The 20,454-nt window shown below is 61.8% G+C and carries 20 protein-coding genes and 4 tRNA genes; 14 read left to right on the top strand and 10 right to left on the bottom strand.

The window, feature by feature from the left end; all coding sequences use genetic code 11:
- Nucleotides 1–20: 20 nt before the first annotated feature.
- On the bottom strand, nucleotides 21–251 hold the full coding sequence (locus tag ACQ4OD_RS22885) for a PP0621 family protein (protein WP_258599839.1): 231 nt from the start codon (nucleotides 249–251) through the stop codon (nucleotides 21–23).
- Nucleotides 252–345: 94 nt separating this feature from the next.
- On the bottom strand, nucleotides 346–1,365 hold the full coding sequence (locus ACQ4OD_RS22880; RefSeq protein WP_046854166.1) for an outer membrane protein assembly factor BamD: 1,020 nt from the start codon (nucleotides 1,363–1,365) through the stop codon (nucleotides 346–348).
- A 149-nt stretch (nucleotides 1,366–1,514) separates the two neighbouring features.
- Here ACQ4OD_RS22880 and rluD point away from each other — a divergent pair, with 149 nt between their 5' ends.
- The 7 genes from rluD to ACQ4OD_RS22845 all read left to right on the top strand — a co-directional run bounded on the left by rluD (nucleotide 1,515) and on the right by ACQ4OD_RS22845 (nucleotide 7,380).
- Nucleotides 1,515–2,477 (top strand): 23S rRNA pseudouridine(1911/1915/1917) synthase RluD, encoded by a 963-nt coding sequence (gene rluD, locus ACQ4OD_RS22875; RefSeq protein WP_038706814.1) that lies wholly within the window; start codon nucleotides 1,515–1,517, stop codon nucleotides 2,475–2,477.
- Nucleotides 2,474–3,214, top strand: a complete 741-nt coding sequence (gene pgeF / locus ACQ4OD_RS22870) for a peptidoglycan editing factor PgeF (protein ID WP_111532043.1) — start codon at nucleotides 2,474–2,476, stop codon at nucleotides 3,212–3,214. Before rluD ends, pgeF begins: the two co-directional genes overlap by 4 nt.
- Before the next feature lie 267 nt (nucleotides 3,215–3,481).
- Nucleotides 3,482–6,046, top strand: a complete 2,565-nt coding sequence (clpB, locus tag ACQ4OD_RS22865) for an ATP-dependent chaperone ClpB (RefSeq protein ID WP_023631670.1) — start codon at nucleotides 3,482–3,484, stop codon at nucleotides 6,044–6,046.
- Nucleotides 6,047–6,501: 455 nt separating this feature from the next.
- Nucleotides 6,502–6,577 (top strand) — tRNA-Asn (locus tag ACQ4OD_RS22860).
- Between the two features lie 4 nt (nucleotides 6,578–6,581).
- Nucleotides 6,582–6,658 (top strand) — tRNA-Pro (locus ACQ4OD_RS22855).
- 6 nt (nucleotides 6,659–6,664) lie between these two features.
- Nucleotides 6,665–6,740, top strand: a tRNA-Lys gene (locus ACQ4OD_RS22850).
- A 103-nt stretch (nucleotides 6,741–6,843) separates the two neighbouring features.
- The gene (locus ACQ4OD_RS22845) at nucleotides 6,844–7,380 is read left to right on the top strand and encodes a dihydrofolate reductase family protein (protein ID WP_430944980.1); all 537 of its coding nucleotides are present in this window, start codon (nucleotides 6,844–6,846) and stop codon (nucleotides 7,378–7,380) included.
- A 142-nt stretch (nucleotides 7,381–7,522) separates the two neighbouring features.
- Here ACQ4OD_RS22845 and ACQ4OD_RS22840 read toward each other — a convergent pair whose 3' ends face one another.
- From ACQ4OD_RS22840 to ACQ4OD_RS22825, 4 genes are all read right to left on the bottom strand, one after another.
- Entirely contained in the window at nucleotides 7,523–8,818 is a 1,296-nt protein-coding gene (locus ACQ4OD_RS22840; protein WP_258599843.1) for an NAD(P)/FAD-dependent oxidoreductase, read from the bottom strand.
- An 84-nt stretch (nucleotides 8,819–8,902) separates the two neighbouring features.
- On the bottom strand, nucleotides 8,903–9,076 hold the full coding sequence (locus ACQ4OD_RS22835; protein ID WP_023631877.1) for a DUF3094 family protein: 174 nt from the start codon (nucleotides 9,074–9,076) through the stop codon (nucleotides 8,903–8,905).
- 132 nt (nucleotides 9,077–9,208) lie between these two features.
- Nucleotides 9,209–9,838 carry a DUF1780 domain-containing protein gene (locus ACQ4OD_RS22830; protein ID WP_038706811.1) on the bottom strand — a complete coding sequence of 210 codons (630 nt, stop codon included), beginning with the start codon at nucleotides 9,836–9,838 and terminating at the stop codon, nucleotides 9,209–9,211.
- Nucleotides 9,839–9,893: 55 nt separating this feature from the next.
- A complete protein-coding gene (locus ACQ4OD_RS22825; RefSeq protein ID WP_430944979.1) occupies nucleotides 9,894–10,325 on the bottom strand; it encodes a hypothetical protein in 432 nt (143 codons plus the stop codon).
- A gap of 86 nt (nucleotides 10,326–10,411) precedes the next feature.
- Here ACQ4OD_RS22825 and ACQ4OD_RS22820 point away from each other — a divergent pair, with 86 nt between their 5' ends.
- Nucleotides 10,412–11,119 carry an energy-coupling factor ABC transporter permease gene (locus ACQ4OD_RS22820; RefSeq protein ID WP_102682144.1) on the top strand — a complete coding sequence of 236 codons (708 nt, stop codon included), beginning with the start codon at nucleotides 10,412–10,414 and terminating at the stop codon, nucleotides 11,117–11,119.
- A 159-nt stretch (nucleotides 11,120–11,278) separates the two neighbouring features.
- Here the strand turns inward: ACQ4OD_RS22820 and yacG are convergent, their stop codons facing one another.
- The 4 genes from yacG to ACQ4OD_RS22800 are packed head-to-tail and all read right to left on the bottom strand — an operon-like array spanning nucleotide 11,279 to nucleotide 14,176.
- Nucleotides 11,279–11,479 carry a DNA gyrase inhibitor YacG gene (gene yacG / locus ACQ4OD_RS22815; protein WP_011535705.1) on the bottom strand — a complete coding sequence of 67 codons (201 nt, stop codon included), beginning with the start codon at nucleotides 11,477–11,479 and terminating at the stop codon, nucleotides 11,279–11,281.
- Complete coding sequence (gene coaE / locus ACQ4OD_RS22810) at nucleotides 11,476–12,099, bottom strand: dephospho-CoA kinase (RefSeq protein WP_038706809.1); 624 nt, start codon at nucleotides 12,097–12,099, stop codon at nucleotides 11,476–11,478. The genes yacG and coaE overlap by 4 nt, the downstream gene beginning before the upstream one ends.
- A complete protein-coding gene (locus ACQ4OD_RS22805; RefSeq protein ID WP_214500595.1) occupies nucleotides 12,099–12,965 on the bottom strand; it encodes a prepilin peptidase in 867 nt (288 codons plus the stop codon). The genes coaE and ACQ4OD_RS22805 overlap by 1 nt, the downstream gene beginning before the upstream one ends.
- A gap of 2 nt (nucleotides 12,966–12,967) precedes the next feature.
- Entirely contained in the window at nucleotides 12,968–14,176 is a 1,209-nt protein-coding gene (locus tag ACQ4OD_RS22800) for a type II secretion system F family protein (RefSeq protein WP_430944978.1), read from the bottom strand.
- Nucleotides 14,177–14,403: 227 nt separating this feature from the next.
- Between ACQ4OD_RS22800 and ACQ4OD_RS22795 the strand changes: the two genes are divergently transcribed.
- The 6 genes from ACQ4OD_RS22795 (at nucleotide 14,404) to ACQ4OD_RS22770 (ending at nucleotide 20,399) form a co-directional block, all read left to right on the top strand.
- Nucleotides 14,404–14,814, top strand: a complete 411-nt coding sequence (locus ACQ4OD_RS22795; protein ID WP_430944977.1) for a pilin — start codon at nucleotides 14,404–14,406, stop codon at nucleotides 14,812–14,814.
- 58 nt (nucleotides 14,815–14,872) lie between these two features.
- Nucleotides 14,873–14,948: transfer RNA gene (locus tag ACQ4OD_RS22790), tRNA-Thr, on the top strand.
- 164 nt (nucleotides 14,949–15,112) lie between these two features.
- Nucleotides 15,113–16,441, top strand: coding sequence for a tyrosine-type recombinase/integrase (locus tag ACQ4OD_RS22785; RefSeq protein WP_430944976.1), 1,329 nt, complete (start codon nucleotides 15,113–15,115; stop codon nucleotides 16,439–16,441).
- Nucleotides 16,442–17,336: 895 nt separating this feature from the next.
- Complete coding sequence (locus tag ACQ4OD_RS22780) at nucleotides 17,337–18,317, top strand: integrase domain-containing protein (RefSeq protein ID WP_430944975.1); 981 nt, start codon at nucleotides 17,337–17,339, stop codon at nucleotides 18,315–18,317.
- Entirely contained in the window at nucleotides 18,314–18,589 is a 276-nt protein-coding gene (locus tag ACQ4OD_RS22775; protein WP_430944974.1) for a hypothetical protein, read from the top strand. Before ACQ4OD_RS22780 ends, ACQ4OD_RS22775 begins: the two co-directional genes overlap by 4 nt.
- Nucleotides 18,590–18,896: 307 nt before the next feature.
- The gene (locus ACQ4OD_RS22770; protein ID WP_430944973.1) at nucleotides 18,897–20,399 is read left to right on the top strand and encodes an ATP-dependent nuclease; all 1,503 of its coding nucleotides are present in this window, start codon (nucleotides 18,897–18,899) and stop codon (nucleotides 20,397–20,399) included.
- Nucleotides 20,400–20,454: the final 55 nt, after the last annotated feature.

The raw sequence follows: 20,454 nt of genomic DNA, 5'->3' as shown, positions 1-20,454 counted from the left end.
AGGCCGCAGGGCAGCCTCGCTCAGCGCGGTTGCCCCGGCCCTTGCTCCAGATGTTGCTGGCTGCAATACCACTCCTTGCCCAACTGCAACGCCCGGTCATTGGGCAGGTGCACGCCGCAATGGGCGCAACGCACCATCTGCAGCGGGTCCTGCAGGCGCGGTTCGGCAGGCGATTGCTGACTGGTCTTGAACTTGCGCCACAGCCAGAACGCGGCGGCGATCAGGGCGATCCAGAAAAGTAGGCGAACCATGGTGTCCAGCTTGTCGAATGAAGAAGGCGACAGTCTAGGACGCGGCCAATAAAAAAGGGAGGCCTCGGGCCTCCCTTTCTTTGCATGCGACGTATCAGTCGAACAGACCGAAGGTCATGTAGCTGAACCAGCTGCGGTCCTTCTCGGCTTCCTTCGGACCTTCCGGCAGGATCGGGTCGCCGTTCTCGTCCTTGGGCAGCAGTTCTTCGGGCATCTCGGAGCGGGCGTCCTGGAACTGCTTGACCACGTCCTGGTTGGCGCGGGTCTCGCCCGGCGGCAGCGGGGTCTTGGTCTCGATCAGGCCCAGGGTGGCCTTGGACAGCCACGAGCGGTTGCCGTTTTCGTCGACCTTGGTGACGAACTGGCCATCGACCAGGCTCGGGTGGTCCGGGTAGTTGAGCTTGAGGGTCTCGAGGCTGGTGGCGGCCAGTTCGTCCAGGTGCATGCGCTGGTACGACTCGACCATCACCGCCAGGCCGTCACCCACCGACGGGGTTTCCTGGAAGTTCTCCACCACATAGCGGCCACGGTTGGCGGCGGCCACATAAGCCTCGCGGCTCAGGTAGTAGTTGGCCACGTGGATTTCGTAGGAGGCCAGCAGGTTGCGCAGGTAGATCATGCGCTGCTTGGCGTCCGGGGCGTAGCGGCTGTTGGGGAAGCGGCTGGTCAGCTGGGCGAATTCGTTGTACGAGTCGCGGGCGGCGCCCGGGTCACGCTTGGTCATGTCCAGCGGCAGGAAGCGCGCCAGCAGGCCGCGGTCCTGGTCGAACGAGGTCAGGCCCTTGAGGTAGTAGGCGTAGTCGACGTTCGGGTGCTGCGGGTGCAGGCGGATGAAGCGCTCGGCAGCCGACTTGGCGGCCTCCGGCTCGGAGTTCTTGTAGTTGGCGTAGATCAGCTCGAGCTGGGCCTGGTCGGCGTAGCGGCCGAACGGGTAGCGCGACTCCAGGGCCTTGAGCTTGTTCACGGCGCTGGTATAGCTGGAGTTGTCCAGGTCGGCCTGCGCCTGCTGGTACAGCTCGGCCTCGCTGAGGTTCTCGTCAATGACTTCCTTGTTCGAGGAACAGGCAGCGGTGAGCCCGAGGATGGCGATCAGCAGCAGGTGTTTCACTTGCATGGCGGCTTGCGTCCCTTTGACGGCCGCTGTCTTGGGCGGTGCCGTCCTGTTATGATGAGCGCCCCCGGCCAAACCCCGGGGCAAAAGAAGCCGTATTTAACCACAAGCGCGCAGCCGAAACCAAAGGCTGAACGCCCGTCGATTCGAGCATGTCCGAGATCATTCAACTTAGCGCAGAGGTCCCGTCCGAACTGGGCGGCCAACGCCTCGACCAGGTCGCCGCCCAATTGTTCGCCGAGTACTCGCGTTCGCGCCTGTCCTCGTGGATCAAAGATGGCCGCCTGACCGTCGATGGCGCGGTGCTGCGGCCGCGCGACACCGTCCACACCGGCTCCATCCTGGCCCTCGAGGCCGAGCAGGAGGCCCAGGGCGAATGGGTGGCTCAGGACATCGAGCTGGACATCGTCTATGAAGATGACCAGATCCTGGTGATCAACAAGCCGGCCGGGCTGGTGGTCCACCCGGCGGCGGGGCACCCCGACGGCACCCTGCTCAATGCCCTGCTGCACCATGTGCCGGACATCATCAACGTACCGCGCGCCGGTATCGTGCACCGCCTGGACAAGGACACCACGGGCCTGATGGTGGTGGCCAAGACCCTGCAGGCGCAGACCAACCTGGTCGACCAGCTGCAGAAGCGCTCGGTCAGCCGCATCTACGAGTGCATCGTGGTCGGCGTGGTGATCGCCGGTGGCAAGATCGACGCCCCGATCGGCCGCCATGGCGGCGAGCGCCAGCGCATGGCGGTCACCGATGGCGGCAAGCCAGCCGTCAGCCACTACCGCGTGCTCAAGCGCTTCCGCTCGCACACCCATGTGCGGGTCAAGCTGGAGACCGGCCGTACCCACCAGATCCGTGTGCACATGGCGCATGTGGGCTATCCGCTGGTCGGCGACCAGACCTACGGCGTGCGCTTCCGCATTCCGCCGGCCGCCAGCGTGGCCATGGTCGAGGCGGTGAAGAACTTCCCGCGCCAGGCCCTGCACGCCCGCTTCCTGGCCCTGGATCACCCGACCACCGGTGAGCGCATGGAATGGGCCTCGCCGCTGCCGGACGACTTCCTCTGGCTGCTGTCGCTGCTCAACGACGACCGCGAGAGCTTCATCGGATGAGTGGCCTGACGCAGGCGCTGATCATTCCCGACTGGCCGGCCCCGGCCTCGGTACGCGCCTGTGTCACCACCCGCGAGGGCGGCGTCAGCCTGCCGCCCTATGAATCCTTCAATCTTGGCGATCATGTGGGCGATGACCCCGCTGCGGTTGCCGAGAACCGTCGTCGCCTGAGCGACGAATTCGCCATCCAGCCCGCCTGGCTCAAGCAGGTGCACGGGCTGGTGGTGGCCGATGCCGATCCCGCCGTGGTCGCCGAGGCCGATGCCAGCTGGAGCGACCAGCCGGGCATCGCCTGCACCGTGATGACCGCCGATTGCCTGCCGGCCCTGTTCTGCGACCGCGCCGGCACCCGCGTGGCCGCCGCCCATGCCGGCTGGCGCGGGTTGGCCGGTGGCGTGCTGGAAGCCACCCTCGACCGCCTGGCCCTGCCACCTGAAGAGGTGCTGGTGTGGCTGGGCCCGGCCATCGGACCGCAGGCGTTCGAGGTGGGCATGGAGGTGCGCGATGCATTTACCGCCGTGCATCCCGAGGCAGCCGTGGCGTTCGTCGACGGCGAGCGGCCGGGCAAGCTGATGGCCGATATCTACCAGCTGGCGCGGATTCGCCTGGCTGCATGCGGTGTTACTGCCGTGTATGGCGGTGGGTTCTGCACTGTCAGTGATCCGCGCTTTTTCTCCTACCGCCGCACCCCTCAGGGTGGGCGGTTTGCTTCACTGGTGTGGCTCAGCCCTCGCTGAGCCTGGGGCCGCTTCGCGGCCCAATCGCTGGCAAGCCAGCTCCCACATGCCAAAGTCTGTACTGCCCCCGTGGGAGCCGGCTTGCCGGCGATTGGGCTGCGCAGCAGCCCCGGCAATATCAATCCCACCACCACCCTGCTGACCTCCGTCAACCCCGCTACGCTTGAATCTTCCAGAATCACCCTTATCTATTGGTCATCTCAGGCAGGTTCATCATTACAGGTGCTGTCCATCGCTCCGCCTGCCCTTTAAAGGAAGGTATCCCCCATGCGAATAGACCGACTGACCAGCAAGCTGCAACTCGCGTTATCCGATTCCCAATCCCTGGCCGTGGGCATGGACCACCCGGCCATCGAGCCCCTGCACCTGCTGCAGGCGCTGATCGACCAGCAGGGCGGCTCGATCAAGCCGCTGCTGATGCAGGTCGGCTTCGACGTCAACAGCCTGCGCAAGGCGCTGACCAAAGAGCTTGACCAGCTGCCGAAAATCCAGAACCCCACCGGCGACGTGAACATGTCCCAGGACCTGGCGCGCCTGCTCAACCAGGCGGACCGCCTGGCCCAGCAGAAGGGTGACCAGTTCATCTCCAGCGAGCTGGTGCTGCTCGCCGCCATGGACGAGAACAGCAAGGTCGGCAAGTTGCTGCTCGGCCAGGGCGTGAGCAAGAAGGCCCTGGAAAACGCCATCAACAACCTGCGCGGCGGCGCGGCAGTGAACGACGCCAACGCCGAGGAATCGCGCCAGGCCCTGGACAAGTACACCGTCGACCTGACCAAGCGCGCCGAGGAAGGCAAGCTCGACCCGGTAATCGGCCGTGACGACGAGATCCGCCGCACCATCCAGGTGCTGCAACGCCGTACCAAGAACAACCCGGTGTTGATCGGTGAGCCCGGCGTCGGCAAGACCGCCATCGCCGAAGGCCTGGCCCAGCGCATCATCAACGGCGAAGTGCCCGATGGCCTCAAGGGCAAGCGCCTGCTGGCGCTGGACATGGGCGCGCTGATCGCAGGCGCCAAGTACCGCGGCGAGTTCGAAGAGCGCCTCAAAGGCCTGCTCAACGAACTGAGCAAGCAGGAAGGCCAGATCATCCTGTTCATCGACGAGCTGCACACCATGGTCGGCGCCGGCAAGGGCGAGGGCGCCATGGACGCCGGCAACATGCTCAAGCCGGCCCTGGCCCGTGGCGAACTGCACTGCGTAGGCGCCACCACGCTCAACGAGTACCGCCAGTTCATCGAGAAGGACGCAGCCCTCGAGCGCCGTTTCCAGAAGGTGCTGGTCGAGGAGCCGAGCGAGGAAGATACCATCGCTATCCTGCGCGGCCTGAAAGAACGCTATGAAGTGCACCACAAGGTGGCCATCACCGACGGCGCGATCATTGCCGCGGCCAAGCTCAGCCACCGCTACATCACCGACCGTCAGCTGCCGGACAAGGCCATCGACCTGATCGACGAAGCCGCCAGCCGCATCCGCATGGAGATCGACTCCAAGCCGGAGGTGCTCGACCGCCTCGACCGGCGCCTGATCCAGCTGAAGGTGGAATCCCAGGCGCTGAAGAAGGAAGAAGACGAAGCGGCGAAGAAACGCCTGGAAAAACTGACCGAGGAAATCGAGCGTCTGGAGCGCGAGTATTCCGACCTCGAAGAAATCTGGGCCTCGGAAAAGGCCGAGGTGCAAGGTTCGGCGCAGATCCAGCAGAAGATCGAGCAGGCCCGCCAGGAACTGGAAGCCGCGCGCCGCAAGGGCGACCTCAGCCGCATGGCCGAGCTGCAGTACGGGGTGATCCCGGACCTGGAGCGCAGCCTGCAGATGGTCGACCAGCACGGCAAGACCGACAACCAGCTGCTGCGCAACAAGGTCACCGAGGAAGAGATTGCCGAAGTGGTGTCCAAGTGGACCGGAATCCCGGTGGCGAAGATGCTCGAAGGCGAGCGTGAGAAGCTGCTGAAGATGGAAAGCCTGCTGCACGAACGGGTGATCGGCCAGGACGAGGCGGTGACCGCCGTGGCCAACGCCGTGCGCCGTTCCCGCGCCGGGCTGTCCGACCCCAACCGCCCGAGTGGTTCGTTCCTGTTCCTTGGGCCCACCGGGGTGGGCAAGACCGAACTGTGCAAGGCGCTGGCCGAGTTCCTCTTCGACACCGAAGAGGCCATGGTGCGCATCGACATGTCCGAGTTCATGGAGAAACACTCCGTGGCGCGTCTGATCGGTGCCCCGCCAGGGTACGTGGGCTATGAAGAGGGCGGTTACCTGACCGAGGCCGTGCGCCGCAAGCCGTACTCGGTGGTGCTGCTCGACGAGGTGGAGAAAGCCCACCCGGATGTGTTCAACGTGCTGCTGCAGGTGCTGGAAGATGGCCGCCTGACCGACAGCCACGGCCGCACCGTGGACTTCCGCAACACCGTGATCGTGATGACCTCCAACCTGGGCTCGGCGCAGATCCAGGAACTGGCCGGTGACCGCGAAGCGCAGCGTGCGGCGGTGATGGATGCGGTGGGCGCGCACTTCCGCCCGGAGTTCATCAACCGCATCGACGAAGTGGTGGTGTTCGAACCGCTGGGCCGCGAGCAGATCGCCGGTATCACCGAGATCCAGCTTGGCCGCCTGCGTGGTCGCCTGGCCGAGCGCGAGCTGTCGCTGAGCCTGAGCCCGGAGGCGTTGGACAAGCTGATCGCCGTCGGTTACGACCCGGTGTATGGCGCACGGCCATTGAAGCGTGCGATCCAGCGCTGGATCGAGAACCCGCTGGCGCAGTTGATCCTGGCGGGCGAGTTCCTGCCGGGTGCGGCGATTACCGCGAAGGTGGAGGGCGACGAGATCGTCTTTGGCTGACCTGCAGTAAACGAAGAGCCCCGCGTATGCGGGGCTTTTTTATGTGTGCTGTCCGGCCGTATCGCGGGGCAAGCCCGCTCCCACGCCGATCTGCGCCAGAAGATACCCAATGCGTGGGAGCGGGCTTGCCCCGCGATAAGGCCAGTGCAGGCAGCGCAAACCCCTGATTTTCCGGCTTCCCAGCTAACTTGCTGAAAATTTTGAAAAAAGTGCTTGCACAAAAATCAGAGTGCCCCTAATATTCGCCCCGCTGTCAGGCACTGAGCAGATCGCCAGCAACACCGACGATCTGAAAATAACTTACAAATCAGTAAGTTGAACGAAAAAAAGTGGTTGACAAGCAAAACGAAGAATGTAGAATAGCCGGCCTCAGCAGCGACAACGCGAAAGCGGATAGCCAAAGAGATCGAAGCTAACACAGGCTTCGAAGCAGTAAAGATGTACCGAAGTTCAGTTCCGCGATAGCTCAGTCGGTAGAGCAAATGACTGTTAATCATTGGGTCCCTGGTTCGAGTCCAGGTCGCGGAGCCAATCTCGGGGTGTAGCGCAGTCCGGTAGCGCGCCTGCTTTGGGAGCAGGATGTCAGGAGTTCGAATCCCCTCACCCCGACCATTTTCCGGGTCGTTAGCTCAGTTGGTAGAGCAGTTGGCTTTTAACCAATTGGTCGTAGGTTCGAATCCTACACGACCCACCATGTAAAAAGGGCATCTCGAATGAGATGCCCTTTTTCTTTTGTCCGCGATTTATATCCCCGCCCTTTGCTACCCTGTGGCCTTCGCCCGCAGGAGAGCCCGCGCATGCCACTCAAAGCCAGTGTTTTCATTGCCACCAGCCTGGATGGCTTTATCGCCCGCGAAGACGGCGGCCTCGATTGGTTGATGGGGGCGACTCAGTCCAGCGACGACCATGGCTATGCCGGTTTCATGGCGGGCGTCGATACGTTGGTAATGGGGCGCGGCACCTTCGACAAGGTCATGACCTTTGGTGAGTGGCCGTACCCTGATACGCGAGTGGTGGTGGTCAGCAGTACGCTCGAGGCACTGCCCAGGGGGGTGTCAGGGCGCGTCGAGCTGCACCCGGGGCCGATCCCGGCGCTGCTCGAGCACCTGCAGGCCACAGGCGCAAAGAGCCTGTACCTGGATGGCGGCAAGCTGATTCAGGGGTTCTTGCGCGAGGGGCTGGTGGATGAGCTGACCATCACCCGCATCCCCGTGCTGCTGGGGCAGGGGATACCGTTGTTCGGCGAGTTGGCGAAGGATGTGCTGTTGCAGCACATGAAGACGACCAGTTACGAGAGTGGGTTCGTGCAGAGCACGTATCGCGTGGTCAAGTAAACAGTAGCGGCCGCGTTGATTCGGCTCGATCCCTGTAGGAGCGGCTTCAGCCGCGATCACCCGCAAAGCGGGTGCCAGGCACCGCAGTGCCTGCATCGCGGCTGAAGCCGCTCCTACAGAGCAACCTCAAGGGCTGGAAGCCTCAGTGCAGCTTTAGGCGCGGCTCAGTGCCCCGGCCAATCTTGCTGCCCAGCATCAGCATCAAGGTGCGGAAGGTCCCGTACAGCGCCATCTGGTGCATCCGGTACAGCGACACATAGAACATCCGCGCCAACCAGCCCTCCAGCTTCACGCTGCCCATCAGGTTACCCATCAAGTTGCCCACCGCCGAGAAGCGCGACAGCGATACCAGCGAGCCGTAGTCCTTGTACTCGTAGGTCGGCAGCGGTTTGTTCTCCAGGCGCAGCTTGAGGCTCTTGGCCAGCAGCGAGGCCTGCTGGTGCGCGGCCTGGGCCCGTGGCGGCACGTTGCGGTCGGTGCCCGGCTGCGGGCAGGCGGCGCAGTCGCCGAAGGCGAAGATGTTGTCGTCCAGGGTGCTCTGCAGGGTCGGGCGCACCACCAGCTGGTTGATGCGGTTGGTCTCCAGGCCGTCGATGTCCTTGAGGAAGCCCGGCGCGCGAATGCCCGCCGCCCAGACCTTGAGGCTGGCCTGGATGACTTCGCCCGAGGCGGTCTTCAGGCCATCGGCGGTCACTTCGCTGACCGCGGCGTTGGTCATCACCGTCACCCCGAGTTTTTCCAGGGTCTTGTGCACCGGCACGCTGATGCGCTCCGGCAGCGCCGGCAACACCCGTGGGCCCGCTTCGATGAGGGTGATGTGCATGTCTTTCGGCTGGATCTTGTCCAGGCCATAGGCTGCCAGCTCGTGGGCGGCGTTGTGCAGCTCGGCCGCCAGCTCCACGCCGGTGGCACCGGCGCCGACGATGGCCACGCTGATCTGCTCGCTGGCCACATCACCCGCGTGGGCGCGCAGGTAGTGGTTGAGCAGTTGCTGATGGAAGCGCTCGGCCTGCTTGCGGCTGTCGAGGAACAGGCAGTGCTGCGCCGCGCCGAGGGTGCCGAAGTCGTTGGTGTTGCTGCCCACGGCGATCACCAGGGTGTCGTAGCCGATGGTGCGCGCAGGCAGCAGCTCACGGCCCTCGTCGTCGAGGGTCGCGGCCAGCTGGATCAGTTTGCTTTCGCGGTCCAGGCCGCTCATGCGCCCCATCTGGAAGTTGAAGTGGTTCCACTTGGCCTGGGCCACGTAGTTCAGTTCGTCTTCCGAGGAGTTCAGCGAGCCGGCCGCCACTTCGTGCAGCAGTGGCTTCCAGATGTGCGTCAGGTTGGCATCAACCAGGGTGATCTCGGCCTGTTTGCGCTTGCCCAGGCTTTTACCCAGGCGGGTCGCCAGTTCCAGGCCGCCGGCGCCGCCGCCGACAATCACGATGCGATGAGTCATGGGGATATCTCACAAGTTTTACGGAATTCGTGGACACAAGGTCCGGCCGCATCCGGCATGAGGGGCGGGCGAGCGCGAGGCAGCTCATAGCACCAGTCCACTCAGCAGGCGGCTCAACAGGCCCAGACCGATGGTCACGGCCACCACCAGCAGCAGGAGCAGCCACGGCCGGAAGGGCCGGCGCTCGACTTGATGCTGGGGGGCGCTCAGATACTCATCGACGCGACGCTGATCTTCAGGATTCAGGCGGCTGGTCATGGTGGGCCTCGTCAGATAGACGTTCGTGACTGCGTGCACGCCACAGCGCTCACGCAAACGCATGGGTCGAATGATAATGCTTTCTATCCCTGGCGCCGAGTGTACGTGATCGCAAAGACACCCGGCACTGGATCAAAGACTGATGCCTACGTCGAACACGATGCTGCGCCCCAGGTTGCCGCGCAGGAAATCCGGCGCGTCCGGGTGGGCGAACAGCACCCGGGCGAAGGTCGGCCCCACCAGCGACAGCGACCGCCAGCCCTGGCGCAGGTACTCGGTGGGCGGCGGGAAATGGCTGTTGAGGTCGAGCACCTCGCGCTTGAGGCTGGCGAAGGCGATGATGTCCAGCTCGCTCAGGTCCAGCCCGCGCTCGCGGTAGTTGTGCGACTTCTTGCGCAGGGTCGGCGCCAGGCGCGCCAGCAGCTCCTGGGCGCTGATGCGCCGGGGCCGCTGCTCGCGGCGCACCAGCTGGGCCAGGGAGAAGGCGCTGCGCCGCCGTTGCAGCTCCTCGCGCCATTCATCGTTGAGCCGGCGGCCCTCGTCGAGCACGAAGAACACCTCGAACGCCGCGTCGCGGAACAGCACGTCCGGTGGCTCTTGCCCGGCCGGGGTGAAGTCCTCGCTGCGGTAGGGGATGTTCAGCCCTTGCAGCAGGCGCTGGCAAACCCAACGCTCGCGCTCCCATTTGCGGGCATTGGACAGGAACGCATTGGCTTGCTCGGCCTGGATGGTAAGCAGGCGCAGGTAGTCTGAGTCATCCATGGGGACAAGCTTAGTCGCTAATTGATGACGGTAAGATGCTGTTTGTGCGTAGGAATCAGCCCAGCACCAGCCATTGCTGCACCACCCCCAGCAGATGCAACAGCCCGCCGCCCAGGCAAATGGCCGAACTGACCGCGATAAACCGCCGGCTGCGCCCGGTGCCGGCCAATATCAGCGGCCCCAGCAGGCCGCGCGCCAGGTACACCAGGGTGATGAGGCAGATCATCGGCAACAGCAAGGGTAATGGGCGGATCAGCCCGGCCGCCGACAACGCATAGGCTGACCACCCCAGCAACACCGCCGCGATTGCCGCGGTGACCAGGGCCGGGTAGGCGCGCCCTTGCTCCGCCGCCCTGGCCATGCGCTCGCCGGCGCCGAACAAGCGGTACCAGCGCGGGCCAACGGCGATCACCGCCAGGTGCAGCACGCCGGCGATGGCGCTGAACGCCGCGCCGAGCAGCAGCGGCAGGTTAAGTCCTTCAGGCATGGTGGACGCGTCCTGCATCGAAATGAGGTGCCAGCCTATAGCAACCGGCTGAAAGGGAGAATGGGTGTAGACTCAGGCTTGTCCACATGGCCGACAGGGATATTGTTCAGGTGATCAGCGCACAAGTCTTGTCCAGCACCAGCCTTACCCTTGGCTGGATAGGTTACGTGCCCCTGCTGATCTGGGCCGCCAGCCGCACCCGCTGGGTCGAGCTGTTCACTGACACCCGCCGCCAGCACCTGCTGTTCGGCACGGTGTTCTGCCTGTTCATACTCTGGCTGGTGCGCCGCGACTTCGATACCGGGGTGTCGTACCACTTCATCGGCATGACCGCCGTCACCCTGCTGCTGGACTGGCCATTGGCCGTGCTCGGCGGCTTTCTCGCCCAGCTTGGCCTGTTGCTGATGGGCCGCCAGGACCTCGCCGCCATCGGCGTCAATGGCCTGCTGATCGTCGGCCTGCCGGTGCTGGTCACCGAGGTGTGCGCGATCCTGGTCGAGCGCGCCCAGCCGCGTAACCTGTTCGTTTATATCTTCTGTTGCGGGTTTTTCCCGGCGGCGTTGACGGTGTTGCTGTGCCTGGCGGCGGGGTTGGGGGTGCTGTGGATGGACGAGCGTTTCGCCATGCCGGAATGGCTAAGCGACTTTGTTGGCTACCTATGGCTGATGATGTTCCCCGAGGCGTTCATCAATGGCACTGTGATCAGTGCGCTGGTGGTGTTCTGCCCGGAGTGGCTGGAGACCTTCAACCGCAGCCGCTATTTGCAGGCGCCGTGGAAGGATGAAGAGCGCTAAAGCGTTATCGAGTGGCCTCTTGCCGGCAAGCCGGCTCCCACACCGACCGCGTAAACCTAAAGCCAAGCGCCGTCCCTGTGGGAGCTGGCTTGCCAGCGATGGGCCGCAACGCGGCCCCAGGATTCAAGCAGCAGCTGTTGTCAAGGCTGCGCGATCCGTTTAGTGCCGCGGCTCCAGATCCCCCGAATACAGCTCATCCTCGGACTCCTCCGCCCCGGCGATCTTGTGCTCCTCGGCCGCCCAGGCGCCCAGGTCGATCAACTTGCAGCGGTCCGAGCAGAACGGCCGGAACGGGCTCTTCTCGCCCCATTCCACAGGCGCCCCGCAGGTCGGGCAATCAACGGTCATCGGCTGGCTCATGGCTGGCCTCCTCGTAAAGTCAGGTAAAAGTGGTGCAGGCGGTCGATCTCGTCGTGCAGCGATTGCAGGTCACGATCGTTGACCACCACGTCATCGGCATGGCGCAGGCGTTCTTCCCGGGCCAGCTGGGCCTTGAGAATCGCCTGCACCTGTTCCGCGCTGGTGTTGTCGCGGGCCAAGGTGCGTTGCACCTGCAACTCGGTCGGCGCGTCGATCACCAGGATGCGCTGGGTCTTCTGGTGCTGCCCCGACTCGATCAACAGCGGCGAAACGTACACCGCATAGGGCGTCTCGGCCTTGGCCAGGTAGCTGAAGATCTCCTGGCCGATCAGCGGGTGCAGCAGTTGTTCCAGCCATTGCCGTTGGCTCGGGTCGGCGAAGATCAGCTGGCGCAGGGCGCCACGGTCGAGCTGGCCGTCCGCCTGCAGCACGCCTGCGCCAAAGCGCTCGACGATGCTGGCCAGGGCAGGGCGCCCCGGCTCGACGACCCAGCGCGCGGCCTGGTCGGCATCGACCAGGTGCACGCCCAGTTCGACGAAACGTTCGGCGGCGGCGCTCTTACCGCTGCCGATGCCGCCAGTGAGGCCAAGAATCCAGGGTGTGAAGGGCGCTGTGCTCATCAGGTTCCAAGCAGTTGCAGGTATGAGGCGACTATTTCATCACCCCAGAGCAATGCGATCCACCCCGCAATGGCCAGATAAGGCCCGAAAGGCAATGCCGCGCCCATTTGCGTGCGCTTGAAACGCACCAGGGTCAGCCCGATCAGCGCCCCCACCAAGGACGCCAGCATCAAGGTCAGCGGCAGGATCTGCCAGCCGCCCCAGGCACCGAGCATGGCCAGCAGCTTGAAGTCGCCAAAGCCCATGCCCTCCTTGCCGGTGATCAGCTTGAAGACCCAGTACACCGACCACAAACTCAGGTAACCCGCCACCGCGCCCCACAGCGCATCGCTCAGCGGCACCAGCAGCCCGAAGGCGTTGCCGATCAACCCCAGCCACAACAGCGGCAGCACCAGCACATCCGGCAGCAACTGGTGCTCGGCATCGATCAGGCTCAAGGCGATCAATCCCCAGGTCAGCAGCATCACTGCCAGCGCCTCCACGCCTGGCCCGAAATGCCAAGCGACCAACAGCGACAGCAGCGCGGTGGCCAGCTCCACGAGTGGATAACGCGCACTGATCCGTGCCTTGCACCCCGAGCAACGCCCACGCAAAGCCAGGTAACTCAGCACAGGAATGTTTTCCCACGCGCGAATCTGGCGCTGGCAGTGCGGGCAGCGCGAAGCCGGCAGGCACAGGTCGAAGCGCTCGTGCTCGGCCTGCGGCAGCCCCAGCACCTCCTGCGCCTCTCGCTGCCACTGGCGCTCGAGCATGATCGGCAGCCGGTACGCCAGCACATTGAGAAAACTGCCCACCAGCAGCCCCAGCACTGCGGCCAGAGCGTAGAAAAACGGCGGATGATCGACGATTACGGTCCAGGCATTCATGTTCAGATCAGGCTACCCAACTGGAAGATCGGCAAATACATCGCCACGACGAGGCCCCCCACCAGCAGCCCGAGGATCAGCACGATGGCCGGCTCCAGCAGCGTGGTCAACTGCTCCAGCGCCTGGCTCACCTGTTCTTCGTAATGCAGCGCGGCCTTGTCCAGCATCCGGTCGAGGGTGCCGCTGGCTTCGCCCACCGCCACCAGCTGGCGCAACAGCGGCGGGAACAGCGCATCCGCCTCCATCGCCTGCTGCAGGCCCATGCCGCTGGCCACGTCCTGGCGCAACTTGAGGATCGCCCGCTCGTGCAGGCTGTCACCACTCACCGGCGCCACCGTGGCCAGCGCATCCAGCAACGCCACCCCGGCGGCATAAGAGGTCGCCAGGCTACGGGCAAATCGCGCCAGCGCCGCCTGCCCGAGCAAGGTGCCCACCACCGGCACCCGCAACACCCCGCGCAATATCCACAGGCGCGCCGGCAGATGCCGCCGGTACAACGCCTGCACCCCAAACCCCAGCGCAGTTATCAACAGCACCAACCACCCGACGTGATTGCCCAGCCCTGTGGATAAATCGATCACCCACTGGGTGAACGCCGGCAGTGCCTTGTCGAAACTGGCGAACAACCCCTGGAACCGCGGCACCACCTCCAGCAGCAACAACGCCGCCACCCCCAGCCCCGTGAGCAGCAACAGCGCCGGATACAGCATTGCCTTGCGCACCTTCTGCCGCAGCGCCTGGCGTTTCTCCAGCATGGTCGCCATCTGCTCCAGCTGCCGGTCCAGCGTGCCCGACTGCTCGCCCACCCGCACCAGGTTGCAGTACAGCGCATCGAACCACCCCGGATGGCGCTGCAAGGCATCCGCCAAACCCAACCCCGCCGCCACATCCTGTTGCAACCGCGCCAGCAACGCCGCCATGGCGCTGTTCACCGTGCTGCGCGCCATCACCTCGAACGCCTGCAACAGCGGAACCCCCGCCGTGAGCAAGGTTGCCAGCTGCCGGCTGAACCCCGGCGCATCCACCTTGCCCGCCCGTTGCGGCCAGCGCCAGCGCAGCCCACCCGCCAACCGCACCCGAGTCGCGCGAATCCCCTGCTGGCGCAACCACGCCTGCACGAACGCCGGGCTGCGCCCAGTGTGCTGGCCCTGTTGCGGCGCGCCGCTGGCATCGACGCCTTCCCAGGCGTACAGACGGGTGGAAGGAGGCATGGCGAGAGTCCTTTTGCACGAGGGCGAAAAGCCCGGTAACAGCTTGCCCGGCCTGCTGCCGGGCGCGTTTCCCTGTGGCTCACTAGAGTAGTCCAGCGAAGATGACGCCCCGCCGCGCAGGGGTGACAAAAGGTGTCGGTTCAGGCCTACTGCGCGCCTGCCGGCCGGGGCGCGCCACACAGCAAAGCGCCCGCCGCGCCTCCACGTATCACGAAGGAAGACTGTTCATGAAAGGGCAACGAGGTATCACCCTGATCGAACTGATGATCGTCGTCGCGATCATCGGCATCCTGGCGACCATCGCCATCCCCATGTACACCAACCACCAGGCCCGCGCCAAGGCTACCGCCGCGCTGCTGGAGATCTCCTCGTTGAAAACGCCGATGGACATCCGCCTGAACGACGGCAAGGACGTACCCGACGTCGCCAGCCTCGGCGGCCAGCCCGCCACCGCCCATTGCGCGATCACCGCCAGCGGCAAGGCCGCCGACGGCACCGCCAGCATCGCCTGCACCCTGGCCGACGCACCGGCCAATGTGCTGGGCAAGACCGTGACCCTGGCGCGTACCCAGGCAGGCTGGACCTGCGTGACCACGGTAGAGGAAGACCTCGCGCCCAACGGCTGCACGGTGCAATGAAAGTGAGGTGAAACAGGGGTTTGCGTAACCGACACGGCAGTGGTACGTTGCGCAACACGCCGGTGTAGCTCAGTCGGTAGAGCAGCGCACTCGTAACGCGAAGGTCGCAGGTTCGATTCCTGTCTCCGGCACCAAATCCAGCTCCACTGCATTCCGCTGAATGCTTTGGAAGCCCTCTAAACCGGACTTATGGCCGGTTTTTCGTTTCCACGACCCTCCGTCGGGAACCAACAAAATCCCCAAAAACCGGGGGTATTTTTGGGGTACAGCGTCTTTCCTGAATGGAGAACGTACCCCTATGCCACGCCTAGCCACTCCGCTCAGCGACCTCAAATGCCGCACGGCCAAACCGCGTGATCGCGCCTACAAGCTGTTCGACGGCGGGGGTATGTACCTGTACGTCGCGCCCAGTGGCTCGAAGACTTGGCGGTTGCGGTATTTCAAACCCAACGGCAAGGAAGGCACGCTGATCATCGGCAAGTACCCCATCGTTTCGTTGGCCGTCGCGAGGACCAAGCGCGATGAGGCTAAGGCTCTGTTGCTCGATAACCTTGATCCGATGGAAGAAAAGCAGAAGGCCAAGATCGCAGCCCAGCGGGCGAGTCTCCTCTTTGAAACTGTCGCCTTGGAGTGGCATGTCGAAATGTCCCGGCGCTGGACTGAGGGGCACGCCAAGACGGTGCTGAGCAGGTTGCGTACCCATGTGTTTCCACTAATCGGCCAGCGGCCTATCGCTGAACTCGACACCCATGATCTCCTTGAGGTCACCCAGCGGATCAAGGATCGCGGCACCATGGATGTAGCGCTGCGTGTGCAGAACTATCTCTCCACGATCATGCGGGGCGCGAAGCGGGCGCGGCAGATCACTCAAAATCCGGCGCTCGATCTGGCCGGTTCGATTCAAGCGCCGCGCACCGTGCACCGTCCTGCTCTCTCGCTGAATCGCCTTCCTGAATTGTTGAGCCGAATCGACAACTACACCGGTCGCGAGCTGACCCGGCTCGCAGTGCTGTTGACGTTGCATGTGTTTGTGCGCTCCAGCGAACTGCGCTTTGCACGGTGGGATGAATTCGATCTGCAAAGGGCGATGTGGGAGATCCCCGATACCCGTAAGCCGATTGAAGGCGTTCGCTATTCCACTCGCGGGACCAAGATGAGTGGGGACATTCAGATAGTACCGCTGTCGCCTCAAGTCATCGAAATCCTTGAACGGCTTCGCAGCTTGAATCGCTTCTCTGAACTGGTTTTGCCCGGCGACCACAGATATTGGAAGCCCTTGTCGGAGAATACGGTTAACCAGGTGCTGCGCAATATGGGGTACGACACCACCAAGGACGTCTGCGGGCATGGTTTCAGGACCATGGCTTGTAGTGCCTTGCTCGAATCAGGGCTATGGACGGACGCGGCAATTGAGCGGCAGATGAGCCATCAGGAGCGTAACCGCGTGCGCGCTGCTTACATTCACAAGGCCCAATTTCTGGAGCAACGTCGGTTGATCATGGCGTGGTGGAGTAACTACATCGATGCCAACAGATCGGGCCATGTCACCCCGCATGAGTTTGCCCACCCGGTAGGCGATAACGTCACCGCCTTGCCAAATGGCCATGGCGCATTCAATCGCGGGTGAGCCTGCAAGATCGGCGCTGGCTGCTCTTTCACGCGGGTCCATCCAAACAGGGCTGCAAAGCCGCCCTGTTTGGATGGACCTCACTTTGAAGAGCTAAAAGCCACGACGTTGTCCGGGATTTACCACGGAATTCCACCGGTGGATAACCGCTTTTCAGGTCCCAAGTAGCGCTGAATTTCGGCCCTTGACCGGGTTTATCCACAGGCGTAGAACTGGCCGTGCAAACGCTGTCGATGACAGCATCCCAGGTGACCCGAACCTTAAAGGTCACGCCGCTCCCGCGGTGGTTCTCCCCAAGGGCGATTCGCATCCGGCAGCTCGCCCGGTCACTACCCATGTGATGGATGCTCTTACACATATAGCGCTCGTGCGCCAGATACACCGTACCTCGCTGCCCTGCAGCAACCCATCCGCTTGGCCGAATATTGCGCCAACCTGTGCCCGTCTCTTTCTTCTGGAAAGAGACGGGCACTTCTACCACTGCTGCAGCCCTGATCGCACAAGGCTTTGCGGCATTCCCCCTCGTGACAATCGGCGTGACAAACGCCGATGTCACTAGCAACAGCGCTGTAAATGATGGTGCCGCAGACCAAGGAATGGACTGCACCTGACTGACAGTCAGGCACGCCCCGGTCATCGTATTGCTGCTTGCACATGGCTCAGGATCTCGCGGCACTGGTCTCGTCAGCCAATGCAGCCTCCACCCGCCCACCGGTAACGGTGCTCAGGAGGCTAGATCATGAGATGCCCTTGCTCCCGGACGTAAGGAGCCGCCAGTCCCGCGCTAGAGGACATTCCCCACAGGTCGCAGGGGCCTTGATCCCTGATAACACTCAACATTCTTGGCGGGATGACGTGGGGCGAGGATCGGAGAGCGAACGATGAGGAGACCGACATGGCATTGGTGGGTAGACGCGATGGCCGCAATTTCGGCTACGGCAGGCAACTGAGCTATGCAGGGCCGCAGGCACTGAAAGACATGTTCGGCGGCGGTCATTACGGCACGGTGAAGGCACACTGTGATCGGTGGCAGGCATTCGTCAAATGGTGCCGTTCCGAACAGGGGCCAGGTATTAATGATGCGCGGCAGATTGATCGGAAGGTGTTGGCGGACTATGCGGCGTATCTGCGCGACATGGTTAATCGCGGTGACCTCGCCGTAAGCACCGCACAAAATCGGCTATCCAGCGTTAACAGGACAATGGCAGCGCTTCGCGGTGATCAGCATGTGAAACTGCCAAGCCCGAGCAAGGCTCTGGATATGCAGCGCTGCGGGATTCGTCTTTCGGTGCCGCAAGGCCAGGACCGTGAACAGGTGAAGCAGGTCGTCGATACGTTTTGTCGCCATCATCTGCTGCGGGCCGCCGCGATAGTCCTGTTGGCACGAGCCACCGGCATGCGCTTGCGTGAGGCTATCTTGGCGGACCTGCCACGGTTGAGCCGTGAGGCTAACGACTTAGGTAGGATCAACATTCAGGATGGCACCAAAGGAGGCCGCGCCGGATCCTCGGCGCCGCGTTGGATTGCGGTGGACCACCATGTTCAAAACGCAATTGGGTATGCATCGCAGGTATCGCCTGCGGGTAGTCGCAACCTGATTGCGCCACACGAAAACTACCTAAATGTTCTGCAAGAAATCATCCGCCCGGCGCGGGAGGTCCTACATGCACACAACCTCAAGGGTTTCCATGATCTACGAGCGGCTTATGCATGTGAGCGCTATGAGCAATTCACCCAACGCCGCGCGCCTATCAACGGTGGCCAATGTAGCCAAGTAGATAGGAGCCTTGATCGTGAGGCCCGGAGGCAAATCAGCTATGAGCTGGGGCACGGCCGGATCGACGTGGTCGCAGCCTATATCGGAGGTGGCAGATGAGTAAGCCATTCGATATGGAGTTGTTCTTGGCTGGTATGCTGACTGGGTCGCACGCGACACGGCAGCGCCATTTGCGTCAGGCGAAGATTATCCAAGCCGAAATCACTGAACGCTGGCAGCGAGAGACGCCTTGGGCATGGCAGAGAAAGCATGTGGCTTGGTTTCTCGAACATCGTCTAGGGCGGAGTAGTGAGGCTACGCGATATTACTATTTATTGACCGTGCGGCTGCTCGCCCGTCGTTTGCAAAAAACATGGGTGTTCAACCTTTGAGCGAGGTACTGCTCTTGTTAGGCATGACTGGAAGCAATCGACCCATAGCTGCCCTTCGTGGAGGACTGCTAACGGCCAGAAGCGGACGGTTAGCCCTAACCTGCTTCCGGCCAATCCCCTGCAACAGGGACGAGCTAGATATCCAAAAACCGTTTCAGATGCGTCGAAAAACTAGGGGGAGATTCACTTCTTACACTGAGGCATCCACTGCACTATGGATTTTTTTGGGGATGTCCTGCGACAATAGCATCGTTGAATTGGTTAAACTTGAACACTTTAAAGGAAAGCCTCCAGCGGAAGGTAAATAATGGCAAAAATCAAAATTCAAAATTTGCGACACATAACCAACCTTGAGTTCGAGATACCTCGCCCGGGCGTCTGGCTGCTTACAGGAGGTAACGGCACAGGGAAGACCTCATTGCTCGGCTGTCTTCGGCGCATTGGCTACAAGAACGCTTTTCCAGTTCACTTCCCTACATCGAAAAAATCGGATCGACTGGACTCGAATGAGGGAGCGTCAATTAGCTATTCCACTCCAGGCGGCTTAGTCACTTACACATACCGGACCGAGAGATGGGTGCCAACACCTAAATCACATAGCGGTGTGCTTAATTCACTAGGTTATCCCGATGTCGTATACATCGCCGCTGACGCTGAGCGTATTGAACCACGAAGGGAAGATTTTTCACCAAGCAGGGTGCGCACGGCCCCAGTAGGAGTTATTGCAGCGGCCAATCAAATATTTAGCACTCAAAAATTCGACTCACTAAAGGTAATTAATGTTCGAAGGGGTGTGGGCAGCGAGGCGTTTTTATTGGAGCTGCCAACCCCTGCGAGGCAACCAAAGAAGTACTTCTCCGAGAAAAACCTTAGTTTAGGTGAGCTCTGCATAATTAAATTGCTCCGAAATCTAAATGAGTGCAGGCGTGGCTCACTGATACTTATCGACGAAGTTGAGTTAGCGCTTCATCCAATGGCGCAGGCTGAGTTACTTACCTACCTGCAAAGAATTTCAGATGAAAAAAGTTTAACGATTATAGTTTCAACGCACTCCGCAACGTTAATAAAACAGTCGCATCGCAAGAAAATCATGTTTTTACAAGCAGATTCGCCGGGAATGATATCGTGCGCCATAAATTGCTACTCATCTTATGTGCTTGGTGCTCTTTCATATCAGGAAGAGTCAGCCTCTGACGTACTAATATATGTGGAGGATGATGCCGCTAGGATTGTTGTGGAAAAATTAGCTCAAAAATTTATTGCTGAATCCTTTGCAGCAGACTCGTTTGCGCCTAGTGTTAATGTAATACCGGTCGGCGGCATCACTAACGTTTTGCGTTTTTTCGTGCGTCAGAAACCTCTTCTTCCTGCAATTACTAGAGCTTATGTGATTCTAGACGCAGATGCGGAAGAAAGCCTGGAAAATGCTCAAGTAGAAGATATCGTTCGTATTTATCGGGACGAGGGAAGGTCAATCTCCTTTCTTCCATTTACGCCTGAAGTAGGCCTATGCGACTTCCTTCATCGAGACCAGGCGGGAATACTTGCGAGCTTAAGGCGTCACTACTCGCTCAATACGCTGGCTCTGCGCGGTGTAAACATGGGGAATCCTCCTAACCCGCAATCTCCTGGGGTTAGAGACTTATGCAAGACTGTCGTAGATGCTGTTTGCACCCACTTAAGCGATCAGTTACCGAATGCATCAAGCGCTGATGTTCGTCAGAAACTATTTAAGCTTCTTGCTGAACATACTTTTGCGAACGATAGAGCGCGAGTTATGCAGCAGTTTGGACCCGTTATTCGTGGATAATCTTCAAGGGCAGACAAGGTAGCTGCACCTCCCTTGGATTTTATAAATACAGCAA

The organism is Pseudomonas sp. WC1 (genome assembly GCF_050586565.1).
Classification (GTDB): Bacteria; Pseudomonadota; Gammaproteobacteria; order Pseudomonadales; family Pseudomonadaceae; genus Aquipseudomonas.
The sequence above is the reverse complement of the archived record's forward strand: the minus strand, read 5'-3'. Positions and strand labels throughout refer to the sequence as shown.

Excerpts from the sequence above, each read along its gene's own strand:
- rluD (WP_038706814.1), top strand. The coding sequence starts at position 1,515 with ATGTCCGAGATCATTCAACTTAGCGCAGAGGTCCCGTCCGAACTGGGC.
- yacG (WP_011535705.1), bottom strand. The coding sequence starts at position 11,479 with ATGAGCCAGCCGATGACCGTTGATTGCCCGACCTGCGGGGCGCCTGTG.
- ACQ4OD_RS22840 (WP_258599843.1), bottom strand. The coding sequence starts at position 8,818 with ATGACTCATCGCATCGTGATTGTCGGCGGCGGCGCCGGCGGCCTGGAA.
- ACQ4OD_RS22800 (WP_430944978.1), bottom strand. The coding sequence starts at position 14,176 with ATGCCTCCTTCCACCCGTCTGTACGCCTGGGAAGGCGTCGATGCCAGC.
- coaE (WP_038706809.1), bottom strand. The coding sequence starts at position 12,099 with ATGAGCACAGCGCCCTTCACACCCTGGATTCTTGGCCTCACTGGCGGC.
- ACQ4OD_RS22830 (WP_038706811.1), bottom strand. The coding sequence starts at position 9,838 with ATGGATGACTCAGACTACCTGCGCCTGCTTACCATCCAGGCCGAGCAA.
- ACQ4OD_RS22775 (WP_430944974.1), top strand. The coding sequence starts at position 18,314 with ATGAGTAAGCCATTCGATATGGAGTTGTTCTTGGCTGGTATGCTGACT.
- ACQ4OD_RS22885 (WP_258599839.1), bottom strand. The coding sequence starts at position 251 with ATGGTTCGCCTACTTTTCTGGATCGCCCTGATCGCCGCCGCGTTCTGG.
- clpB (WP_023631670.1), top strand. The coding sequence starts at position 3,482 with ATGCGAATAGACCGACTGACCAGCAAGCTGCAACTCGCGTTATCCGAT.
- pgeF (WP_111532043.1), top strand. The coding sequence starts at position 2,474 with ATGAGTGGCCTGACGCAGGCGCTGATCATTCCCGACTGGCCGGCCCCG.
- ACQ4OD_RS22880 (WP_046854166.1), bottom strand. The coding sequence starts at position 1,365 with ATGCAAGTGAAACACCTGCTGCTGATCGCCATCCTCGGGCTCACCGCT.
- ACQ4OD_RS22845 (WP_430944980.1), top strand. The coding sequence starts at position 6,844 with ATGCCACTCAAAGCCAGTGTTTTCATTGCCACCAGCCTGGATGGCTTT.
- ACQ4OD_RS22805 (WP_214500595.1), bottom strand. The coding sequence starts at position 12,965 with ATGAATGCCTGGACCGTAATCGTCGATCATCCGCCGTTTTTCTACGCT.
- ACQ4OD_RS22770 (WP_430944973.1), top strand. The coding sequence starts at position 18,897 with ATGGCAAAAATCAAAATTCAAAATTTGCGACACATAACCAACCTTGAG.
- ACQ4OD_RS22825 (WP_430944979.1), bottom strand. The coding sequence starts at position 10,325 with ATGCCTGAAGGACTTAACCTGCCGCTGCTGCTCGGCGCGGCGTTCAGC.
- ACQ4OD_RS22795 (WP_430944977.1), top strand. The coding sequence starts at position 14,404 with ATGAAAGGGCAACGAGGTATCACCCTGATCGAACTGATGATCGTCGTC.
- ACQ4OD_RS22820 (WP_102682144.1), top strand. The coding sequence starts at position 10,412 with ATGGCCGACAGGGATATTGTTCAGGTGATCAGCGCACAAGTCTTGTCC.
- ACQ4OD_RS22780 (WP_430944975.1), top strand. The coding sequence starts at position 17,337 with ATGGCATTGGTGGGTAGACGCGATGGCCGCAATTTCGGCTACGGCAGG.
- ACQ4OD_RS22835 (WP_023631877.1), bottom strand. The coding sequence starts at position 9,076 with ATGACCAGCCGCCTGAATCCTGAAGATCAGCGTCGCGTCGATGAGTAT.
- ACQ4OD_RS22785 (WP_430944976.1), top strand. The coding sequence starts at position 15,113 with ATGCCACGCCTAGCCACTCCGCTCAGCGACCTCAAATGCCGCACGGCC.